The sequence below is a fragment of the Microcoleus sp. FACHB-672 genome, from assembly GCF_014695725.1.
Lineage (GTDB): Bacteria > Cyanobacteriota > Cyanobacteriia > Cyanobacteriales > Oscillatoriaceae > FACHB-68.
This window is the reverse complement of record NZ_JACJOU010000005.1, coordinates 65,645-84,313: the sequence shown is the minus strand read 5'-3', so window position 1 is coordinate 84,313 and position 18,669 is coordinate 65,645. Positions and strand designations below refer to the sequence as shown.

General features: G+C 45.1%; 16 protein-coding genes and 3 pseudogenes. 8 read left to right on the top strand and 11 right to left on the bottom strand.

The annotated features are described in order from the left end of the window. Window positions 1-272, top strand: a pseudogene (locus H6F56_RS02745) (transposase); the annotation flags it as partial. A 10-nt stretch (window positions 273-282) separates the two neighbouring features. Here the strand turns inward: H6F56_RS02745 and H6F56_RS02740 are convergent. The 4 genes and pseudogenes from H6F56_RS02740 to H6F56_RS02725 all read right to left on the bottom strand — a co-directional run bounded on the left by H6F56_RS02740 (window position 283) and on the right by H6F56_RS02725 (window position 2,648). Continuing rightward, a pseudogene (locus H6F56_RS02740) lies at window positions 283-1,025 on the bottom strand (IS1 family transposase). A 112-nt stretch (window positions 1,026-1,137) separates the two neighbouring features. Next, window positions 1,138-1,900: pseudogene (locus H6F56_RS02735) on the bottom strand (IS5 family transposase). Window positions 1,901-2,275: 375 nt separating this feature from the next. Beyond that, on the bottom strand, window positions 2,276-2,479 hold the full coding sequence (locus tag H6F56_RS02730) for a hypothetical protein (RefSeq protein WP_190665330.1): 204 nt from the start codon (window positions 2,477-2,479) through the stop codon (window positions 2,276-2,278). Beyond that, window positions 2,463-2,648 carry a hypothetical protein gene (locus H6F56_RS02725; RefSeq protein WP_190665329.1) on the bottom strand — a complete coding sequence of 62 codons (186 nt, stop codon included), beginning with the start codon at window positions 2,646-2,648 and terminating at the stop codon, window positions 2,463-2,465. Before H6F56_RS02725 ends, H6F56_RS02730 begins: the two co-directional genes overlap by 17 nt. Window positions 2,649-2,828: 180 nt before the next feature. On the opposite strand from H6F56_RS02725, the gene H6F56_RS02720 reads away from it, so the two are divergent. Together H6F56_RS02720 and H6F56_RS02715 are read left to right on the top strand one after the other, a co-directional pair. Beyond that, window positions 2,829-3,269: an acyl-CoA thioesterase gene (locus H6F56_RS02720; protein ID WP_190665328.1), complete on the top strand. Its 441-nt coding sequence runs from the start codon at window positions 2,829-2,831 to the stop codon at window positions 3,267-3,269. Window positions 3,270-3,818: 549 nt separating this feature from the next. Continuing rightward, window positions 3,819-4,472, top strand: coding sequence for an ATP-binding protein (locus H6F56_RS02715; RefSeq protein ID WP_190665327.1), 654 nt, complete (start codon window positions 3,819-3,821; stop codon window positions 4,470-4,472). A gap of 38 nt (window positions 4,473-4,510) precedes the next feature. On the opposite strand, the gene H6F56_RS02710 is transcribed toward H6F56_RS02715, so the two are convergent. The 5 genes from H6F56_RS02710 to H6F56_RS02690 form a co-directional block, all read right to left on the bottom strand. Continuing rightward, a complete protein-coding gene (locus tag H6F56_RS02710; RefSeq protein ID WP_190665326.1) occupies window positions 4,511-5,893 on the bottom strand; it encodes a 2-succinylbenzoate--CoA ligase in 1,383 nt (460 codons plus the stop codon). Continuing rightward, a complete protein-coding gene (locus H6F56_RS02705; RefSeq protein ID WP_190665325.1) occupies window positions 5,878-6,840 on the bottom strand; it encodes an o-succinylbenzoate synthase in 963 nt (320 codons plus the stop codon). The genes H6F56_RS02710 and H6F56_RS02705 overlap by 16 nt, the downstream gene beginning before the upstream one ends. 7 nt (window positions 6,841-6,847) lie before the next feature. Continuing rightward, window positions 6,848-7,705, bottom strand: coding sequence for a 2-succinyl-6-hydroxy-2,4-cyclohexadiene-1-carboxylate synthase (gene menH, locus H6F56_RS02700; protein ID WP_190665324.1), 858 nt, complete (start codon window positions 7,703-7,705; stop codon window positions 6,848-6,850). 19 nt (window positions 7,706-7,724) lie between these two features. Beyond that, complete coding sequence (menA, locus tag H6F56_RS02695; RefSeq protein ID WP_190665323.1) at window positions 7,725-8,621, bottom strand: 2-carboxy-1,4-naphthoquinone phytyltransferase; 897 nt, start codon at window positions 8,619-8,621, stop codon at window positions 7,725-7,727. A gap of 134 nt (window positions 8,622-8,755) precedes the next feature. After that, entirely contained in the window at window positions 8,756-10,231 is a 1,476-nt protein-coding gene (locus tag H6F56_RS02690) for a RecQ family ATP-dependent DNA helicase (protein WP_190665322.1), read from the bottom strand. A gap of 133 nt (window positions 10,232-10,364) precedes the next feature. On the opposite strand from H6F56_RS02690, the gene H6F56_RS02685 reads away from it, so the two are divergent. The 3 genes from H6F56_RS02685 (at window position 10,365) to H6F56_RS02675 (ending at window position 13,134) form a co-directional block, all read left to right on the top strand. Continuing rightward, window positions 10,365-11,093, top strand: coding sequence for a glycerophosphodiester phosphodiesterase (locus H6F56_RS02685; protein ID WP_190665321.1), 729 nt, complete (start codon window positions 10,365-10,367; stop codon window positions 11,091-11,093). Between the two features lie 433 nt (window positions 11,094-11,526). After that, window positions 11,527-12,240, top strand: coding sequence for an SH3 domain-containing protein (locus H6F56_RS02680; protein WP_190665320.1), 714 nt, complete (start codon window positions 11,527-11,529; stop codon window positions 12,238-12,240). A gap of 111 nt (window positions 12,241-12,351) precedes the next feature. After that, window positions 12,352-13,134: an ABC transporter permease gene (locus tag H6F56_RS02675; protein ID WP_190665319.1), complete on the top strand. Its 783-nt coding sequence runs from the start codon at window positions 12,352-12,354 to the stop codon at window positions 13,132-13,134. 130 nt (window positions 13,135-13,264) lie between these two features. On the opposite strand, the gene yidD is transcribed toward H6F56_RS02675, so the two are convergent. Then, the gene (yidD, locus tag H6F56_RS02670) at window positions 13,265-13,570 is read right to left on the bottom strand and encodes a membrane protein insertion efficiency factor YidD (protein WP_242031844.1); all 306 of its coding nucleotides are present in this window, start codon (window positions 13,568-13,570) and stop codon (window positions 13,265-13,267) included. A 125-nt stretch (window positions 13,571-13,695) separates the two neighbouring features. On the opposite strand from yidD, the gene H6F56_RS02665 reads away from it, so the two are divergent. Further along, on the top strand, window positions 13,696-14,565 hold the full coding sequence (locus H6F56_RS02665; RefSeq protein WP_190665318.1) for an aldo/keto reductase: 870 nt from the start codon (window positions 13,696-13,698) through the stop codon (window positions 14,563-14,565). A gap of 72 nt (window positions 14,566-14,637) precedes the next feature. On the opposite strand, the gene H6F56_RS02660 is transcribed toward H6F56_RS02665, so the two are convergent. Beyond that, on the bottom strand, window positions 14,638-15,381 hold the full coding sequence (locus H6F56_RS02660) for a DUF2993 domain-containing protein (RefSeq protein ID WP_190665317.1): 744 nt from the start codon (window positions 15,379-15,381) through the stop codon (window positions 14,638-14,640). 222 nt (window positions 15,382-15,603) lie between these two features. Here H6F56_RS02660 and H6F56_RS02655 point away from each other — a divergent pair, with 222 nt between their 5' ends. Continuing rightward, window positions 15,604-17,940 carry a glycoside hydrolase family 31 protein gene (locus tag H6F56_RS02655; protein ID WP_190665316.1) on the top strand — a complete coding sequence of 779 codons (2,337 nt, stop codon included), beginning with the start codon at window positions 15,604-15,606 and terminating at the stop codon, window positions 17,938-17,940. Window positions 17,941-18,669: the final 729 nt, after the last annotated feature.

The window sequence follows — 18,669 nt, the reverse complement described above, 5'->3', positions numbered from 1 at the left end:
CCCGTCGTCCAGCCTCCCCTACGCTCAAGTTCATCGATGAATATTGTCAAAACTATCAAGACTTGTTTTCTCAAGTGAGAAATTATGAAGCATTTAAGCTCTTACATCTAGGACTACTATCAGAACTGCCTCGCAAATCCTTACCTAAAATAGCGAGAGCTGTGGGATTATCCAATAGTCAATCATTACACCATTTTTTAAGGGATTCTACCTGGTCAAGCCAAGCTTTAACACAGAGGCGGTTGCAGCTGATTCTTCAATTAATAGGAGGGGATTGCACATTTATGGTGTGATGGAGGGAGGGAGCGGTACAGTTTTATGTTTCAGGTAGTAAACAACCAGTCTCACCGATAGACTTAACATTTCAACTGATTTTGAATAACATATAGACTTAACATTTCAACTGATTTTGAATAACATAAAGTTTTTCTATGTAATTGAGCTAGATAATGTCTCAATCTGGTATTTTCTCCTTCTACTTGGGTCATATAAGTTTTGTTTACTATATGGTCAGCCTCCTCAATAAACTGGGGATAAACCACATAGCCATCTGTGACATAAAAAAACACTGCCACCTTTTAATAAGAAGCCATAAGGCTTTAAATGTGTCTACACTTCGGTCACCAATTACCCAAGCGATAATCCCTGCTATTGCTTTGTTGACAACTGTCTACAGCCAAATTTTGTTTTTTTTTGCCGACATAACTCTGTAATTCATCTATCTCGGCTATTTCGGGAATTTCCGAATAATCGGGTTCGGGAGTGAGGTGATTTCCGACCTTTTTAACCCAATTAATAACTGTATTATGGAGAAACGCCAGTCAGACGTTCTATCCGCCGAAATCCATTTCCTTCTAAGTAAAGAAGTAAAGCTGGACACAGTAATTTTTTACCTCTAGGGGATAACCTCTGTCGGAATAGACATCTATAAATTGCCGGCGGCAATCTGAACAAATATGGTTTTGTCTACCTCTTTTTAAGCCATTTTTATTGATATTGGTGGACTGACAACTAGGGCAAATCATAGGTTTTGTGAGTTGACGATGTCCTTTTATCATACTATAAATGTGCAGTGCCAGTTACGCCTGTACAGTAACTCAGTCCAGGCTTGTCAATGACAGTAGCTAGGGCGTGTCATCAATTCAACCAGATAAGAGAAGCAGCCAAATAAATTGCACCCAGAAAGTTAACAGCACGTTTGTCATAGCGTGTGGCAATGGCTCGATATTGCTTGAGTTTGGCAAAAAAGTTTTCAATCAAATGACGGGCTTTGTACAATTGCTTGTCATAATCACGGGGCTGCTTACGGTTGCGTCGGGGTGGAATCACCACCGTCTTTCCTTGAGCTTGAAGCCGCTCAATCACCCGCTCATCAGCATCATATGCTTTGTCTGCTAACACTGTGTCCGTTATGACATCCCCTAATAGTTGGTCGGACCCCTCCAAGTCACTGGCTTGTCCGGGAGTGAGGTGAAAGCTCAAGGGATTGCCTAACGCATCGACCACCGCATGAATCTTGGTGCTTAATCCGCCTTGGCTGCGGCCAATAGCTTCTGGCTTGAGATCCCCCCCTTTGCCCCCGCACTGTGCTGGTGGGCACGCACAATCGTGGAGTCAATCATGGCATATTCATTGTCCGCATCATCTGCCAAATGCTGAAATACTCGCTCCCCTACCCCAGTTTTTGACCACCGAGTGAAGCGAGTGTGAATCACACGAAAATCTCCAAAGCGCTCAGGCAAGTCGCGCCAAGGAATGCCTGCTCGATAACGGTACAAAACTGCTTCGACAAACAGCCGATTGTCTTTTGCGGTCACGCCACATACCCTTCGCGTCCCGGCAATAAGTCTTTAATGCGTTCCCATTGGTCATCGCGCAGGGCGTAACGTCGAGTTGCCATAGTCTTCCAGTTTAATCATCTATGACCAATCCCAGCTTACCTAATTGATGACACGTCTTAGGCTATGCCATTGTCTCTGCTTATCTTTCTGGTATGTACCTTGATGATTAATCCGTAAAAACGGATGCCAGCCTAGGCTAACAATTTAGTGATATAACCAAAGTGATATAACCAATAATCAGCATAGCGTCCTCGGTCAGCACATACGATGACTATCCACTGTGAGGAAACGCCTGGTCTGAATGACTCAAATAGCTCTTGCCAGTAGCTGTTTTCAAGCTCCTTTTTCTGTTTTCCATGCTACAGGGATGGCACAACTGCGATAGAGAACATTAATTGACAGTACCGTGAAGCTTTTTCCGATGTCGGTAGTATCTATCGCCAAAGGTAACTGCCTGACATTGCTGGGCCATAAGCCATAAACTCATCACCCACGGCAATAAAGGGGCACTCACATTGGCTCACTTCTAGTTGAGCGCGTTTTTTTCCCCTCAGTTCCGCTTTTGGCAACAGCTTCTTGATACCATTGTTTAAGGCTTTGGCGTACTGTGTTGTATTTTTCTTAATTGAGTTTGGCAATGAAGTGGGAAACTCTTGTCAGGCTAGAAGATTGCGTGATTACCATCCCAAAACTCCAAGTGACTAGCCCTGAGGCTTGCGGGAGGCTTAGCTCTGGCAGATGATAGCTGATAATGCTCATCCACTGTTTCAGGTATTGATTTTTCAGCATTTGCTTTGACAGGTACATGATCAACTAATTATGCACTCTCCATTTCTGTTGTTCCCTCCTTTGTACAAAACTTACACTTGTAAGGTGAGGTGGAGATTGGAGAGGTGGAGAAAATGATAGTCGTGCGGGTATCTGGCTCGCAAGAACGATCACAACCTATTTAGTAGGATTGGTAAGTGTAATCTCTCAAATTTATAGATGGCATTTTTTTACACCCGAACTGTTCGATTTCAAGATACCGACGCCGCAGGGGTCGTTTACTTTGCTAATGTTTTGGCGATGTGCCACGAAGCTTATGAAGCTTCTCTGGTGGCGTCTGGAATTAATCTGAAGTCTTTTTTTAGTAACCAATCTGTAGCAATTCCAATTGTTCATGCCGGCGTGGATTTCTTTCGCCCGCTGTTTTGCGGAGATCGGCTGACGATCCAGCTAATACCTTACCAGCTTACCGGCAATGAATTTGAAATTGCCTATCAAGTTTTTATAGGGGAGGTTACAGACAAGTGCGCCGCGCAGGCGATCACCCGCCATGTCTGCATTGAACCGGCTAGGCGAAGCAGACACCCCCTAGCAGAAGACATGGTGCAGTGGTTGTGTCGGTGGAACGGCAGCGTATCAATAACCAACAACGAAACATAGGGCAACCATACTTAAAATTTATTTTACAAAACTTATAAAGATTTTATATTCACTAAATTTTTCATAGTTTTGTTATCAGTAGGTTCCCCAGCACTTAATGTAAAAACTAGCGCAATCACAGTAAATGCAGCAACTCGCCGAGTTTTGGAACCCCATGGGGCATTTAACAACTCACCTGTTGTTCTAAGTATTTACCACAGCCAGTCTGGCCAGCATTTATCAAATAATGCTTATTTCTAAGTGTTTACTACAGCAACTTTGATGACGAGAACACTCGTAAGAAGAAGGGCTACGGGTTTACCTCGTGGCTGTTTTCAGCTTACAATTAGCATAGGTAAAATCGAAGAAAAGTGTGGAAGCGGCAGACAGTCGCTCTGCACCAGTCAAGTCCCACCTCAACAAAATTATTATGAAACAGAGAAGTTGTAGGGGAGCAAGAAAGTAAATGAAATGGCGTAAAACAAGTTTAGTCGATTTGTAAAATAAAATTCCTTAAATTAAGATGTGATTTTTTAGCCGGCAAACCCTAGACAAAGAAGGAGAACCAATATGTTCGATAAGACCCTGAATATCGATGAACTTCCGGAAGGCGGGATGGGGATTAAATTGATGTGGAAGTTAGCTGATGAGCTGCGTTATACTCGTACTCCTGCCCATCAAAACTGTCTGTTTATCATAAAAAATTACGCCCAACAAACTTTAAACCACTCACAAAGCTACCAACAGGACGGAAGGGTTATAGAGCAATTAATCGATATGTTTAACGATTTAAAATTGCCTAAATACAAAACTTCTAACCTAGAACAATCTGATTTGCCTCTGCAAAAACTTTGTCTTCAAGTCAATACCGATCTTACTGCTTTAGAGGGGGTTTTGAAGTGGTACGAGCAATTGCAAGATTTACCCATTCCGGAACACATCTGGATGCAGGGTCAACTCACTGTAGCAGAAGGTTTTACGAATGCGGTTCGTCATGCCCACAAAGGTTTGCCGTTGGAAACACCTATTAGGCTGGAAGTGACTGTTTTCAATGAACGCTTAGAAATAAAGATTTGGGATTACGGGCAGCCCTTTGATCTAGAGGCAAGGGTGAAAGAATTTAGACAAGTTAATGAAAAATATGGCTCATTCGCAGAAGAGGTGAATTCTTCTTTCATGAATTCGCCTACTGAAGACTTAGCTTACACTCAAAATCTTCTTTGAGGCAATTGTGGAAGGGCGGTTTTCAAGAGGCAGTCTATTTAAGAAGATTGAGGATTAAAAAGCTTTTGCAGTTGGGCCAGGTTCACTTTCCCTTGAGGATTGCGCGGCAATTTTTCCACCGGTATCCAATATTTAGGGCGCTTGAATGTACTCAATTTATCCTCAATAGCGGCTTGCAGGGCGGCTGTTGAAACCTCTGGATGCTGAGGAACGTAAAAGGCTGTAACAACTTGACCCCAATGCAGATCGCTGAAGCCGATGACGCAAACATCGCTGACTAAATGGGTGGATTGAATCGCAGCTTCTACTTCAGATGGGTAAACATTTTCGCCGCCGGTGATGATTTTTTGGCTGCTGCGTCCCACAATATTAATATAACCGCGCCCATCAAGGAATCCTAAGTCATCCCCTTGAAAATACTGCCGATTGACAAAGGATTCGGGATAGTAACCCAGGGCTAAAGAATCTGCTTGGATGCGAATGATGCCAATTTGGTTTGCATCTAATATTTCGCCGGCAGTATTATGAATTGTGATTTTGGCGTGGGGTAAAACCTTACCGCAACCATTGTCGCCGACTAAAAAATCTGCTGGTTTTAAAGTTGCAATTTGAGAAGCAGTTTCAGTCATTCCGTAGGTGGGTGCGAGTCGGATGCGGTGATATCTGGCAGTTTCTAATAATTCCACCCATGCCGGTGCACCTCCTAAAAGGACGGTATGAAAGCGGGATAACCATTCGTTTGTTTCTGAATTTTGCAGCAGTCGGTGCAGCTGGGTTGGCACTAAGGAAATGAAAAATTCTGATGGATCTATCTGACATCTTTTTCCAGATTCTACTTCTTTAAACGGTTGAATGACTAATTTACCGCCGGTTGTGAATGAACGCAAAAATTGCATCAAACCGCTGACATGATAAAGCGGTAAAACGCAAAAAGAATTGACTGAAAGTTGTTGAAAATACTGCTTGAAACCGGCAATAGATGCCATTAAAGTTTCCCAGGTGTGGGTAGCAAAGCGAATCTGTCCTGATGAACCGCCGGTGGGAATCATAATTAAGGAAGAGGGGGAAGCAGAGGAAAAAGGAAGTAAGTGTTGTTTATTACCGGCATCTAATATCTCACAGCTTTTTCCTAAAATTAAATCAGGTTGCGCTAGATCAAGAACTTGTTGCCATTCTTCTTTAACCCAGTGAGGATTACCCAGGAAAATAGGACAGCCGGCACTAATCGCAGCAATAAAACTGGCAAGAAATCGCACCGGATCTAGTTCTGCTAATAAAACTTTAGGCGGCGCTTCACGATTTGCCTGCTTTGTTATATCTTGATAAATTTGCTTGCATAGCCGGGTAAACTGATAACTATCACACCCAACTAGCCAATCCTCATCGGCTCGTATTTTTAAAAGCTCTAAAGGCTGTTCCATAGCTGTTCACAGCAAGTTTCATTTCCTTCAGCAAACCAGTGATTTACACCAAATCCTACGGCGCGGGATGTCTGCAATTCAGCAGAGAGTTGCAATGCGAACTTTCTTCCAATGGCAGTTTCAAATACCGAAGAAAAAACAGCATCAATTTTATATTCTTGATGAAATTTCCGTAGCTGAGAGGGAAAACCGGCAATTGCCGGCTTAATCACAAAAATACCTCCCCAACCCCGCTGATAACACCCTTGCATCTGTGTGATTGTCGCTACAGATTCATCTAAAGCCAACTGGGTAGAATATTGATTACTTAACTTTAGCATTCCCTCAAATTGGTTCACCGCTAGCGGTTGTTCTAAAAATTCAACAACCCCCGATTGATCGCAAGCTTGCAGCCACTGGTTTGCTTGTTCCCAGTTTAATCCGCCATTGGCATCTAATCGCACTTTTGCTGATACTGGCAGCGCTTGAATCAGCTGCTGAAAAAGCTTAAGTTCTTCTTGAATATCTGCTACGCCAATTTTCCATTTAAATGTGCGGTAGCCTTGATGCCAAAGCGCTTGCCAGATTGAAAGTGCTTTTTTGCCTGCCGGTAATAACCCGCTGTAGCTGAGGGGGTTTAGCTGCTGAGATTTAGAAATTTGGGGAGATGTAATTATGGCTTCCATAGCAGACTCGAAACCAAATTGGCAAGCGGGTAATTTTGCGGGAATTGATAATATTGTTTCTGGGCTGATTTCAGCCAGCAATTCCTTGCAAAAATTTAGTGCTTGCGACACACTTTCAGATCCAAACCAAGAAAGGGGGGCAATTTCACCGAATCCGACTTCACCCGTTGCAGCAATGAGACGAATTATAATACCTTCCCGGACTTCCCAAATGCCGTGACTGGTGTGCAGTGATTTTTTAAATGGATGCCGGTAGGGGCGAAATTCAAATTGATAGCGCATCAGATTCTTACACCCGAAAGAAATTACTTAAAATTTCTATATATGCTTTCGGATTTTCAAAATGAATATTATGACCTGTTTTGGTAATTATTCTTAGCTTGGAAACCTGACACAAGGTTGCCATTTCTGCATTAATACATTTAAATTTATCATCGTATTCACCGCCTAGGAATCTTACAGGAATTTTATTGTCTGCGATTTTATCCCATAAGGACGGCTGATTGCCGGTTCCCATCTGTCGAAGTGATTTAGCGAGTTCTAGGGGATTATTTTGTAACCTACGTTCGATTAATTTATCAAAATTTGGATGAGTTTGTAATGTTTTAAACAAGGATTGCTTATACCAATTTAATAAAAAATCTTTAAAATCCTTAGTTTCTAATTCCCGCGCCCATTCCCAATCAATTTGGATGCGTTGGGTTCTTTCCTCTGCTGTTTTCAATCCTGGAGAGGTTGACTCTAGAATAACTTTCTCAAACCGGCTTGGAAAGTGAAGGGTAAGATATAAAGCTAATCTTCCGCCCATAGAATAGCCGGCTAAAAAGCATTTTTCAATTTTTAAATTATCAAGTAAATTAATTAAGCCTAAGGCAGTATTGGGCATCGTGTAGCATTCACTTGTCCCGTTAATTAGGGTTTTTCCATGTCCGGGGAGATCAACGGCTAGACAGCAAAATTGTTCGCACAGCATCGAGATGATTTCGCTAAAATCATTGCTGTCGCCCATAAATCCATGCAAAAACAAAATCACCGGCTGGTTTAGGCTGCCGATTAAAGAATAGTGGAATTGATAAGGATTAAAACCTTCTCTCTTCCCAATTGCAATGCCGGCAGACAAACCTTCCCGACTGGAAATAATAGACATTTCAGAACTCATGCTTTTTTTAAACGATGAATCCCAAACCCAACAGCAAACCACTCCAAAAATGTAAGGTAACTGCAATAAATTTACAGTTGCTCACCTTTATCGGCTCGTTGTAGTAAGTGCTAACGTGCCGGCATAACTGGATAGCAACCGGCAAACTGATAAACGTTAACAATGTTATCAGCGGAAACACTCCTAAAGCCACAAAGAAGCCCGTAAGCGCGTAAATACTGCCACATAGCCAGGGCAAAAGTTGAGCGCCTTTCGCAGTTCCCAGACGAACAATGGGTGAACGCTTGCCGGCTGCTAAATCATCCTCAACTTGATGAAAATGAGAACAAAACAAAATTAAACTCGTGCTAATTCCTAGAATTATAGAAGCTGCAAGCGCAGTGAATGACCACGTCTGAGTTTGACTGTAATAAGCTGCTGAAACTGCCAAAGGGCCAAACGTAAAAAAGCAGATAATTTCGCCTAAACCCTGGTATCCCAAGCGAAAGGGTGGACCCTGGTATGTGTAGCCCATCGCACAGCACAGAAGCACAATTGCGATTACCGTGGGATCGCGCTGCCACCATGCGATCGCAACTATCCCCAAAATACCCAGCGCCAAAAATAAATTCGCCAGCCAGAAAATTAAAGATTTGTTACCAGTCAAGTTGACGAGGGAATGCGCTTTATTTTTATCAATGCCGGTTTCTGAATCAAAGACATCGTTGCTAAGATTCAACCAGGCAAGGATCGCAATCGCTGAAATTAAAAAGGTTGAAAATATCCCGCTATGCAGCGTTTGGGTTTCAGCCGCAGCCACCGCAGTGCCTAGCCAAATCGGCATGACTGCCACGCTGTACATCGGCGGCTTAATCGCCGCCAGCCACAATTTAGTGTTTGATCGCTCAATTATCTGAGTAGTCATCCGGCATTAATAATTCACGTCCAGCCAGCTCACTAATTTTACGACCTCAAGGGCGTTTAGGGGGAGTGGGGGAGTGGCAGAGAGATATTGGAGGGTAAAGAGGAAATGTCAAGTTCCAGGCTCATTAGCTAAATTCATCTGGATTCCTTTGAGCGAAAGGAACCGGCACAATTATCGCAATGCCGGCAGCGCCAAGACTTCCCCTCATCGGCAAACCCAAAGGCTTCTAATAAAAACTGCCACCGGCATCGGCGCGATGTCAGGTATTGCGTCATTTGCTGCGTCGCGCCGGCGTTGAGTTGCACGAAAGATTGGGAACTGGAAGACAGGTTAATTGAGTAATGAAACGGATCTTGCCAAATGAGCTGGCCGGCACAATGCAGCAACGACAACGCAATCGCACCGTCGGGGAACTTGCGCGTCACGGCACTAATTTCTCCCCGCAGCGGCAATTTTTTCACCAGTTGTTCGGCTTTTTGATACTGAGATCGCTGCTGGTTGGCAAAAAACTCGCGTCTTTGTTTATCTGCGGGATCGAGCCAGCCGGTGGGTTCGCTGACTAAAGTTAAAGCCTGTGCCGGCTTGCCATCTCGACCGGCACGCCCCACTTCTTGCACGTATTCCGAAAGCAGCGTCGGGACTTGGAAGTGAATCACCCAGCGTACGTCCGGTTTATTAATTCCCATCCCGAATGCGGAGGTACACACAACAAATTGAACTTTATCGTTCAGCCAGTCAGTTTCCAGTGTTCTTCGCTCATTTGGACTCAAGCCGGCATGATACGCGCCGGTGGCATAACCTTGTTCGCTTAGCCATTTGGCGAGTTCTTCACTGTCCCTTCGGGTGCGAACATAAACTAATCCAGACTGCTGCGATCTGGCTTGGATAAACTTTAATAACCGCTGCCGCCGTCCTCGCGGTGTCCAAACAATTTGCACTTGCAGATGCAGATTTGAGCGATAGGGATTTATCCGGAAAATTTGTGGCTTTTGCAGTTGCAAAACGCTCTCGATAGTTTTCTGCGCGTGAGGATCGGCGGTGGCAGTGAAAGCGGCAATTGCCATTTTTGCGCCAGCCGGCTTGGATTTGAGCAACGCTGATCGGACAGCACCGAGTCGGCGATATGCCGGTCGAAATGTCTCGCCCCACTGTACCAAACAGTGCGCCTCATCTAAAATCATGCCGGTGATGGGCAAATGAGGTTTACTTAAGACAGTCCACACCGGCTCACTCAGCAGAGTTTCTGGCGAAAGGTAGAGCAAGCGTAATTGATTGCGATCTAAAGCTTGAAGTGTTTGTTTACGTTGAATAGCCGGCAATTCACTATGCAAAAGCGCTGCCGGTAAATTGCGCTCACGCAATTCTCGCACTTGATTTTCCATTAAGGCGACTAAGGGAGAAACCACCAAAGTTAAGCCGGTTTGCAATAGTGCCGGCAACTGAAAGCAAATCGATTTACCACCGCCAGTGGGTAGTACAATTAGTGCATCTTGCTGTTGCAATAAAGTCTCAACAATTTCTCCTTGGGGTGGTCTAAAATCGTCATATCCCCAGATTTTGCGGAAGGTGTTACGGACATCGCTGGAAGATTGATTTTCAGGGGTTAGCATTTCGTTATAAAAATAAAAGAAACGGTTAGTGGAGAAATCCGCACTTGTTGATTATTTTCCCATTTATTGGAGTGCCGCTGAAAATCGTGCGTTGCGGCAGAATCAGTCGGCAGTATATCTGGAGGATGAAATCATGGAAATTGAAATAATCGCTCATCGGGGATTTTCTGCGATTGCCCCGGAGAATACGTTGGCAGCTTTCTCGGCTGCAATTCAACACGGCGCTGATTCGATAGAGTTTGATATTCAGTTAAGTGCGGATGGTGTGTCAGTTGTTATCCACGACGCAACGTTAGATAGAACAACTGGAACTGCCGGCACTGTTACCGAGAAAACTTTAGAACAGTTAAAAGCACTGGATGCCGGTTCTTGGTTTAGCGAAGAGTATGCCGGTGAGCGAATTCCAACATTAAAAGAAGTTTTAATTGCGATTAAATCGATTAAAAAGTTTATTTATCTTGACGTTAAAAAACATTGCGAGTGGTCAAACTCAGCTATTTCTGATTTTGTTAAACTCGTGGTTAATGAAGGTTGGGCAGATCGTTGCATTATTTCATCTTTTAATGAAGTATTTGTGGATAAAGTTCGCAGCCTGTGCAGTAACGTAAAGCTGGGTTACATTGTTGCAGACGCTCAACTCTATCAAAGCCAATTGGAAAAAGCTGCAAGTGCCGGCAACACCGTAATGATTAGCGCTTATGATGTTTTGCTTAGCAACCCGTCCCTGATTCAAGCGAGTAAAGATCGAGGAATTGATATCATTGCTTGGACAGTTGACAACCCTAATAATTTAAAAAAATTAATTGAGTTGGGTGTAACAAGAATTGTGACCAATTCCTTGGTAGCAAAATCCAAGGTTTAAAAATAAAATAATTAAGTTTTGCATGAGCAAAGATTTGATAAGTTGAGTAATCGCTCAATCCCTCCTATAACTAACTTACCAAAAACCTACCCTAAAACTCCAGCGAATCGTCATCACGGTTCAGGATCGATCCCATTGCGTTTAATCGCTCCTCAAACACAACTGACACTCGGATTATCAATATTTTAGGATGTTTGAAGGCTTGGATACCGGCATATTTGCACCCCATAGATTTAGGGTAAATTTGCCCGATTTCTGACAAATGCGAACACAGTGACTTGAACGGCCCTAGTTCAAAAAAAAAGGGTGGAATAGCACTCATCGCTAAGATTGCCGGCATTCTTATCATTAAATTGATAAAAACAACAGCCTTTTTTGCTATAAATACATCAAATTACACACACTCGGTGTGTTTAGATGAGGAGTTGACCGGATGAAAACAGTGGCTCATTGGGGCAAACCTGTGGCACTGCTTAGCGTACTCTTGCTTGGCATCGGGAGTTTGAACGCTCCCGCCATCGCTGTTTCTAAAACAGCACCTTCCAATCTCACTCAGGATGCAGACCCCATCCTGTCTCAAGATCCCAGTTCATTACAACTGGCCCAGGCTACACAAAGTCTTTGCCGGCGCGTGAATGTGCGGCAAGGTTTAGCGGTTCGCGAAAGACCAGACCCTAACGCCCGTCAGGTTAGCGGTGTAGGCTTTAACACCCAAGTTACCCTCGCCGAAGGTGCCAGAAGTATTCCAGGGCCAGATGGCCGCCTCTGGGTTGAAATCACATCTCCTGTCAGGGGTTACGCCTCTATCGGCTATCCTAACAGCCAGAACAATCTCGTGGGCTGTTCCGGGCCGGTAGGCACGAATCCTCCTACTAACCCGCCAGCGAATCCCCCAACGAACCCGCCAAGCACCGCCAGCCTCTGCCGGCAAGTAGAAGGGCGTGTTGCTCCGCAAGGTCTAGCAATTCGTGCGGATGCCTCTAAAACAGCGGCCTATTTAGGTGGGGTGCCGGCCGGCGGACGGCTGACACTCCTCCAAGGTTACAGACTTATCCCAGATAAAAGTGGAGAACGCCGCAACTGGGTACAAGTAATCTCTCCTGTCGCCGGCTATGTTTCTGCTAGCAGTTTGATCATGTGTCGTTAAACTTCAAAATTGCTTAGTTCTTTTGCCTGATTTCCCCACTCAAGGGTCAATAAAATTAGCCTTTGAGTGGGGATAAAATTTTTGCTTTTTTATTGAGAATTAAACATTAAGATGAGACGATACTTGCACGTACTTAGGCTGTTTTGGAGCGCTGCAATTTCAGCAGAGCTAGAGTACCGAGTCAACTTTGTTCTCTCCACTCTCAGCAGTTTGGGCAACCTTGCCGGCAGTTTCTTTGCACTGTTTTTGTTCTACCGCACCGGCTATTCTTTCGCCGGCTGGAAGTGGGAAGAAGCCCTCGTGGTACTTGGGGTTTTTACGGTTCTCCAAGGCTTCTCGACAACCTTTCTCGTTCCCAACCTTAATCGCATCGTTGATCATGTCCAGCAAGGCACGCTTGACTTTGTTCTCCTGAAGCCGATTAGCAGCCAGTTTTGGCTTTCGGCGCGGACTGTTTCCCCTTGGGGACTACCCGATTTAATTTTTGGAGGCATTTTGCTGGGATATGCCGGCAGCAAACTTAGTCTGGATATTACTAACTATTTCTTGAGTGCTATCCCACTTTTTTTTGGCATGATCAGCCTTTATAGCCTGTGGTTTATCCTAGGCGCAATGAGTATTTGGTTTGTCAAAATTTATAACGTTACGGAAGTTCTCAGAGGTTTGCTAGAAGCCGGTCGCTATCCAATGGTGGCTTATCCGAGTGCTTATCGTTTCTTTTTTACTTTTGTTGTGCCGGTTGCTTTCTTAACGACAGTGCCGGCAGAAGCAATGCTGGGTCGTGTGCAGTTAGGCTGGATTGTAGGTGCCGGCATCCTGGCTACTGTTTTATTGTTTGTTTCTATTAGGTTTTGGCGGTTTGCTTTGCGCTTTTATACCAGTGCTTCGAGTTAGTGAAGGGTGAAGGAAGAGGGGAGTTTTTTAACCACAAATGTACACAGGTAAACACAGATAAAAATAGATGATTTATCTGTGGGGTTGCATTGTGCTTTGGTTCAGTTTTAGGTAAAAAATTACTTTTTACTTAAATTGGCAAGCAACAGGGAATGATGATACACCCTCCGGTGGCTTTTGTTGCTTTTAGGATCTGGCCGGCACCGGCACAATCGCGGAACCGCTGCCGGGACATTTGTAGTGCCGGCATCAAATTTTCTGTGCTAAACATCCGTTTGACATAATCTGAGCACGAATCGCCCTGGTGTAGCATTCGATGGGCGCAGGAAAAGCCTTTGCGAGGAGAAATATAGGTTTTGTAGGCATCAATTGAGCTGATGGCTATTTGTCTGCCGGCAGTCTGAAAATGTGTAGCATCCATAACGTTTTCACCCATTGAGAAAAGTACGCTTGCTACCTTTTACCAAACGTAAATACTTAAGTCTCTCTACCCAAAGATTGAGTTTTGAAGTGAATTGTCACGATATAAAGAGAAAAGTCAGAAATAAAAATATCTGAATAATGGAAACTAAACAGCTAGGAAACACCGGCATCAAAATCAGTGCGATTGGCTTGGGTGGGATGCCTATGTCTTTAAGTAGCAAGCCTCCGGAGTCGCAATCAATCGCAGTCATCCATAAAGCGCTCGACCTCGGTGTTACGCTGATTGATACCGCTGACTCTTACTGTAAAGACGAATCTGATAAACATCACAACGAACAACTCATTGCTAAGGCGCTGCAGCAATATGCCGGTGATACGAGCAAGGTGATTGTTGCCACGAAAGGCGGTTTGATGCGTCACGGTGGCAATTGGGCGCGCAACGGCAATCCTGACCATTTGCGGGAGACAATTCGCATCAGTTTTGAAGCGCTGGGTGGGGAAAAACCTATTGATGTTTGGCAGTATCATGCGCCTGATCCAGACTACACAATTGAGGAAGCCCTCGCGCCGGCTAAAGAAGCGGTAGAAGCCGGCAAAATTCGCTACGTCGGTGTCTCTAACTTTTCAGTCGAGCAAATTAAGCGCGCTCGTGATTTGGTTGAAATTGTCTCGGTACAAAATCAGTACAACCCTTGGAACCGGCAACCTGAAATTGACGGTGTACTAGAGTATTGCGAACGTGAAAATTTAACCTTTTTGCCCTGGAGTCCGCTGGGTGGCAGCCGGCGCTTTACTCGTGTTGAAGAGATTAAAGAAATTGCACAGCTTGCCGCAGAAAAAAGCGTTTCAGTTTACTGCATTGTTCTCGCATGGCTAAGGGCAAAATCGCCCTGTGTCGTCCCTATTCCCGGCGCTAGCAAAATTTCCAGTATTGAAGATTCTGTGCGTGCCGGCGATCTGAATCTCAGTACGGATGAAGTGTGGCACATCGATAAGGCGACGGCGTGAGTAATCAAAATATGTATGTAGGGGCACAATTCCCAGCGTGCCCCTACCTCAATTCCTATTATCTCGATACCGTTAGGCTGAAGGAATTTTCTCGACACGGGCTGCTGCTTGCATGGTTAGCTTGCCGCCTTTGACATCGAGACGGTTAATTTTCAGAGACATTCCTTCGAGATCAAAGTTACTGAAATCGAGAATTTCTGCCGATTTTTCTAATAAAGCATTCGTCAGTTCTGGCGAAAGTTCCTTGTTTTCAGCATACTCAACATCCTCAAGCACCACTCCTTGACCGTTGGGGCGGACGCGAGGGACTGCTGTAAAAGCAATCTGCTGAGTTTCATTGCTGTCGCGTAACAGCACCGTTGCATTTAAACCTACTTTGTTATCACTCGGAAGGCTAAATTTTATCTCTTGGGTGTCAATTGTTGTAGGCTTACCATCAATATTAACTTCCATATTTTTCAGCATACCGCTGATATAGTCGGAGTTAAAAGCCCGGTTAATATCTGCTTCTGTAAGAACAACCTCCGCACTGCCATCTGCCGGCTTGGTTAGTTCAATTTGACCCATAGCAGCTTGCATAGGATTGATCCCAACGCGACCCATCTGCATTTCTATTTTTTCCATTCGCAGGTCTTGTTGCATGACCATCCCTTCACCTTTGATCTGAACAGCATCTACTTCTCCTGTCATCAGCTTGAAGGGATCTGCTTTGATATCGACCTCTACATTATCAACTTGATCGAGTTGGCTGCTTATCCCAATTTCTGCTGCTTTATTTAGCGCTTGCTCGTGCAGTCCAGCTTGTTCCTTGGTCACGTTGGTGTCTCCGGTTTTCCTTTGCTTCAATTAATTTAGGCGATTTTGACTAAGAATTTTATCTGCCTGCCGGAGGAACAAAGACTATTTGACGATCTACCTGAAGAGGAATTAATAATAATTCCTAAAGAATGAGAAATTGTTAATTGAAAACTATTGCAAAAAAGCAATCATTAAGTAGCAAAATAGAAAGGTCTTTCTGATTGTTTTCTAGGAGACTTTATGCCACAGTATTTCGGAAAACTTCAAGTAGCTGAGCAGCCGTGGTCAACTTTAGAAGCCGTTCAATCTGTGCGACAGGACGATCGCAATGTTTACTTTGATTGTGCCGGCCCTCATTTCAAAATCAGCGTGCTGGCAGCGAATTTAATTCGGGTGCGAATGACACCCACCGGCAGCTTTAAACCACGCCGATCTTGGGCAGTTGCGCGAGATGATGCGGAATGGCCGGCTGTGGCCTACCAAATGCGGGAAACCGCTGAGGCTGTGGAAATCGAGACAGAGCAGATGCGCGTATCGGTGCAACTTGACAAATGCAGAATTACGTGTATGGATAAAGCCGGAAACCCTTTTGCCCAAGACACCGGCCTAGGCACCGGCTGGCGTAGCGGAACGATTGCCGGCTGGAAGCAAATCGAAGCCGATGAGCACTTCTATGGTTTTGGCGAGCGCACCCACCTGCTGGACAAACTCAGCGAGGTGAAAACCAACTGGACAACTGACGCCCTCGATTATGGCGTTCTCAGCGATGAAATGTACCAGGCGATTCCTTTTTTTATCGCCCTACGTCCTCATCTCGCTTACGGTATCTTCTTCAACACCACCCATTGGAGTCAGTTTGATCTTGGTGCGGAACAGCCGGGTGTTTGGCGGATGGAAACCCGTGCTGAGGAGCTGGATTATTACATTATCTACGGCCCAGAGCCGGCTCAAATTTTGCAGACTTACGGTGAGCTAACGGGCAAGATGCCGCTGCCGCCGAAGTGGTCGCTGGGTTATCACCAATGTCGGTGGAGTTATGAATCTGAGGAAGTGGTGCGCGAACTCGCTGAGGAATTCCGCAACCGGCATATTCCCTGTGATGTCATTCATCTCGATATTGACTATATGCGCGGCTACCGCGTCTTTACCTGGAGTCCCAAACGCTTCCCCGATCCCAAGCAATTAGTTAGCGATTTGGCGAAAAACGGCATCAAAACCGTGACCATTATCGATCCCGGTGTCAAGTATGAACCAGAAGGAGATTACCCAGTTTTTGACGAGGGAGTCGAAAACGACTGTTTTGTGCGAAAAGCTGATGGTCAGTTGTTCCACGGCTACGTTTGGCCAGATAAGGCCGTTTTTCCCGATTTTGCCCGTCCTGATGTTCGTAAATGGTGGGGAGACTGGCACAAAACCCTAACGGATATCGGAATCGCCGGCATTTGGAACGATATGAATGAGCCGGCACTTGACGACCGACCATTTGGAGATCCGGGTAATAAAATTTGGTTTCCCCAGGATGCACCCCAAGGCCCAGATGAGGAACGCGCCACTCATGCAGAAGTGCATAATTTATACGGATTAATGATGTCGCAGGCGTGTCGGGAAGGCTTAAACCGGCACCGTTCCACGCAGAGATCATTCGTCCTTACGCGATCCGGGTATGCCGGCATTCAGCGTTGGTCATCCGTTTGGATGGGAGACAATCAATCGCTGTGGGAACACCTAGAAATGTCGTTACCCATGCTGTGCAATATGGGGCTTTCAGGTGTGGCATTTGTCGGATGTGATATTGGCGGGTTTGCCGGTAATGCCACGGCAGAGTTATTCGCACGCTGGATGCAAGTGGGAATGCTCTACCCCTTGATGCGCGGTCATTCTGCAATGAGTACGGCACGACATGAGCCGTGGGTGTTCGGTGATCGCGTCGAGAAAATTTGCCGCGAATACATCGAGTTGCGTTACCGGCTGCTGCCTTACATTTACACGCTATTTTCCGAGGCGGCAACGACTGGCGCACCAATTTTGCGACCCTTGCTTTATCATTTTCCGAACGATCCCTCCACTTATAAGCTTTACGATCAAGTATTGCTTGGCCCTTCCCTAATGGCAGCCCCCATCTATCGTCCAGGCGTTGAACACCGTGCAGTTTATTTGCCGGAAGGCGTGTGGTATGACTGGTGGAGTGGTGAGCGTTACGAAGGATCGACTCACATTTTGGCACACGCACCCCTGGAACGGATGCCGCTTTATGTACGCGAAGGCGCGGTTATTCCCATGATGCCGGTGATGCAACACGTTGATGAGCGTCCCCTAGATGAATTAACCTTGCGAATTTGGCCGGGAAATGGGGAATTTACGCTCTATGAAGATGACGGAAATACCTTTGAATTCACAGCCGGCGCTTGGGCAACGACAACTTACCGTGTGCGTTCAGAAGGGCAACAAACCATTGTTGAAATTGCCGCGCGTGAGGGGAACTGGAATCCACCCTCCCGTGAGGTGATTGTGCAAGTTGCCAGCGTGGGAGAGCAGCGTTTTTCCGATGATGGAACAGCTCGAACGCTGAGGTTTTAGAAGACTGTTTTGAGGTGAGCGATCACTCTTAGCGCTAAGAGTGATCGCCTCACAGCAATTATGGTCTTTTCTCCTCTACAGTAATTTCCTTTAGGGTTATCCAGACAACTTTGCCATCCCACCATTACCAGTAGACTTGTAGCAGGACTGAATAATCTACGCACATCCGGGCGCAGGCACCACCGATGCAGAGACCTCTGAGCGCTATTTGTATTCAATAACCCTAATCTCTTTACAATAAACTCATCCCCTAGATAGATGCACTTTCATAAAATAAGTATGTAATTCAGATGCCATTTAAAAACTTTCTTAGAAAGTATAAAAGTTCAACGCATCTGCTTTTATAGCTGCCTGTATGTTTGAGGTGATCTCAGGCAATTCCTGTATTGAAATTGTCTGAAAGCTTGAAACGCTCAGAAGGTGCATACTTTACAATGACAATCATTAGCTGATAAACTATTCTTAATAAAGCAATGTTAGTGAGTCTAAACCTGCGCTAATACAGAGGAATGGCTCATGGTCTTACCCTTAAATTTTTAGCCGACAAGTCTAAGGTGCACAATGGGGAGGATAGCTCTGTTAAAGAGAAAATTGCAGAAATTCACAGCCAGCGCAAATAATTCAAGGCTAGAATTAATCAGGTTTTGGGGAGTGGTGAGGCCGTAAAGTTTAAGGGTGCAAGTGCTCACACTCAACTGCTTTAGCTACAAAGACTGTGAAAATGTGCAT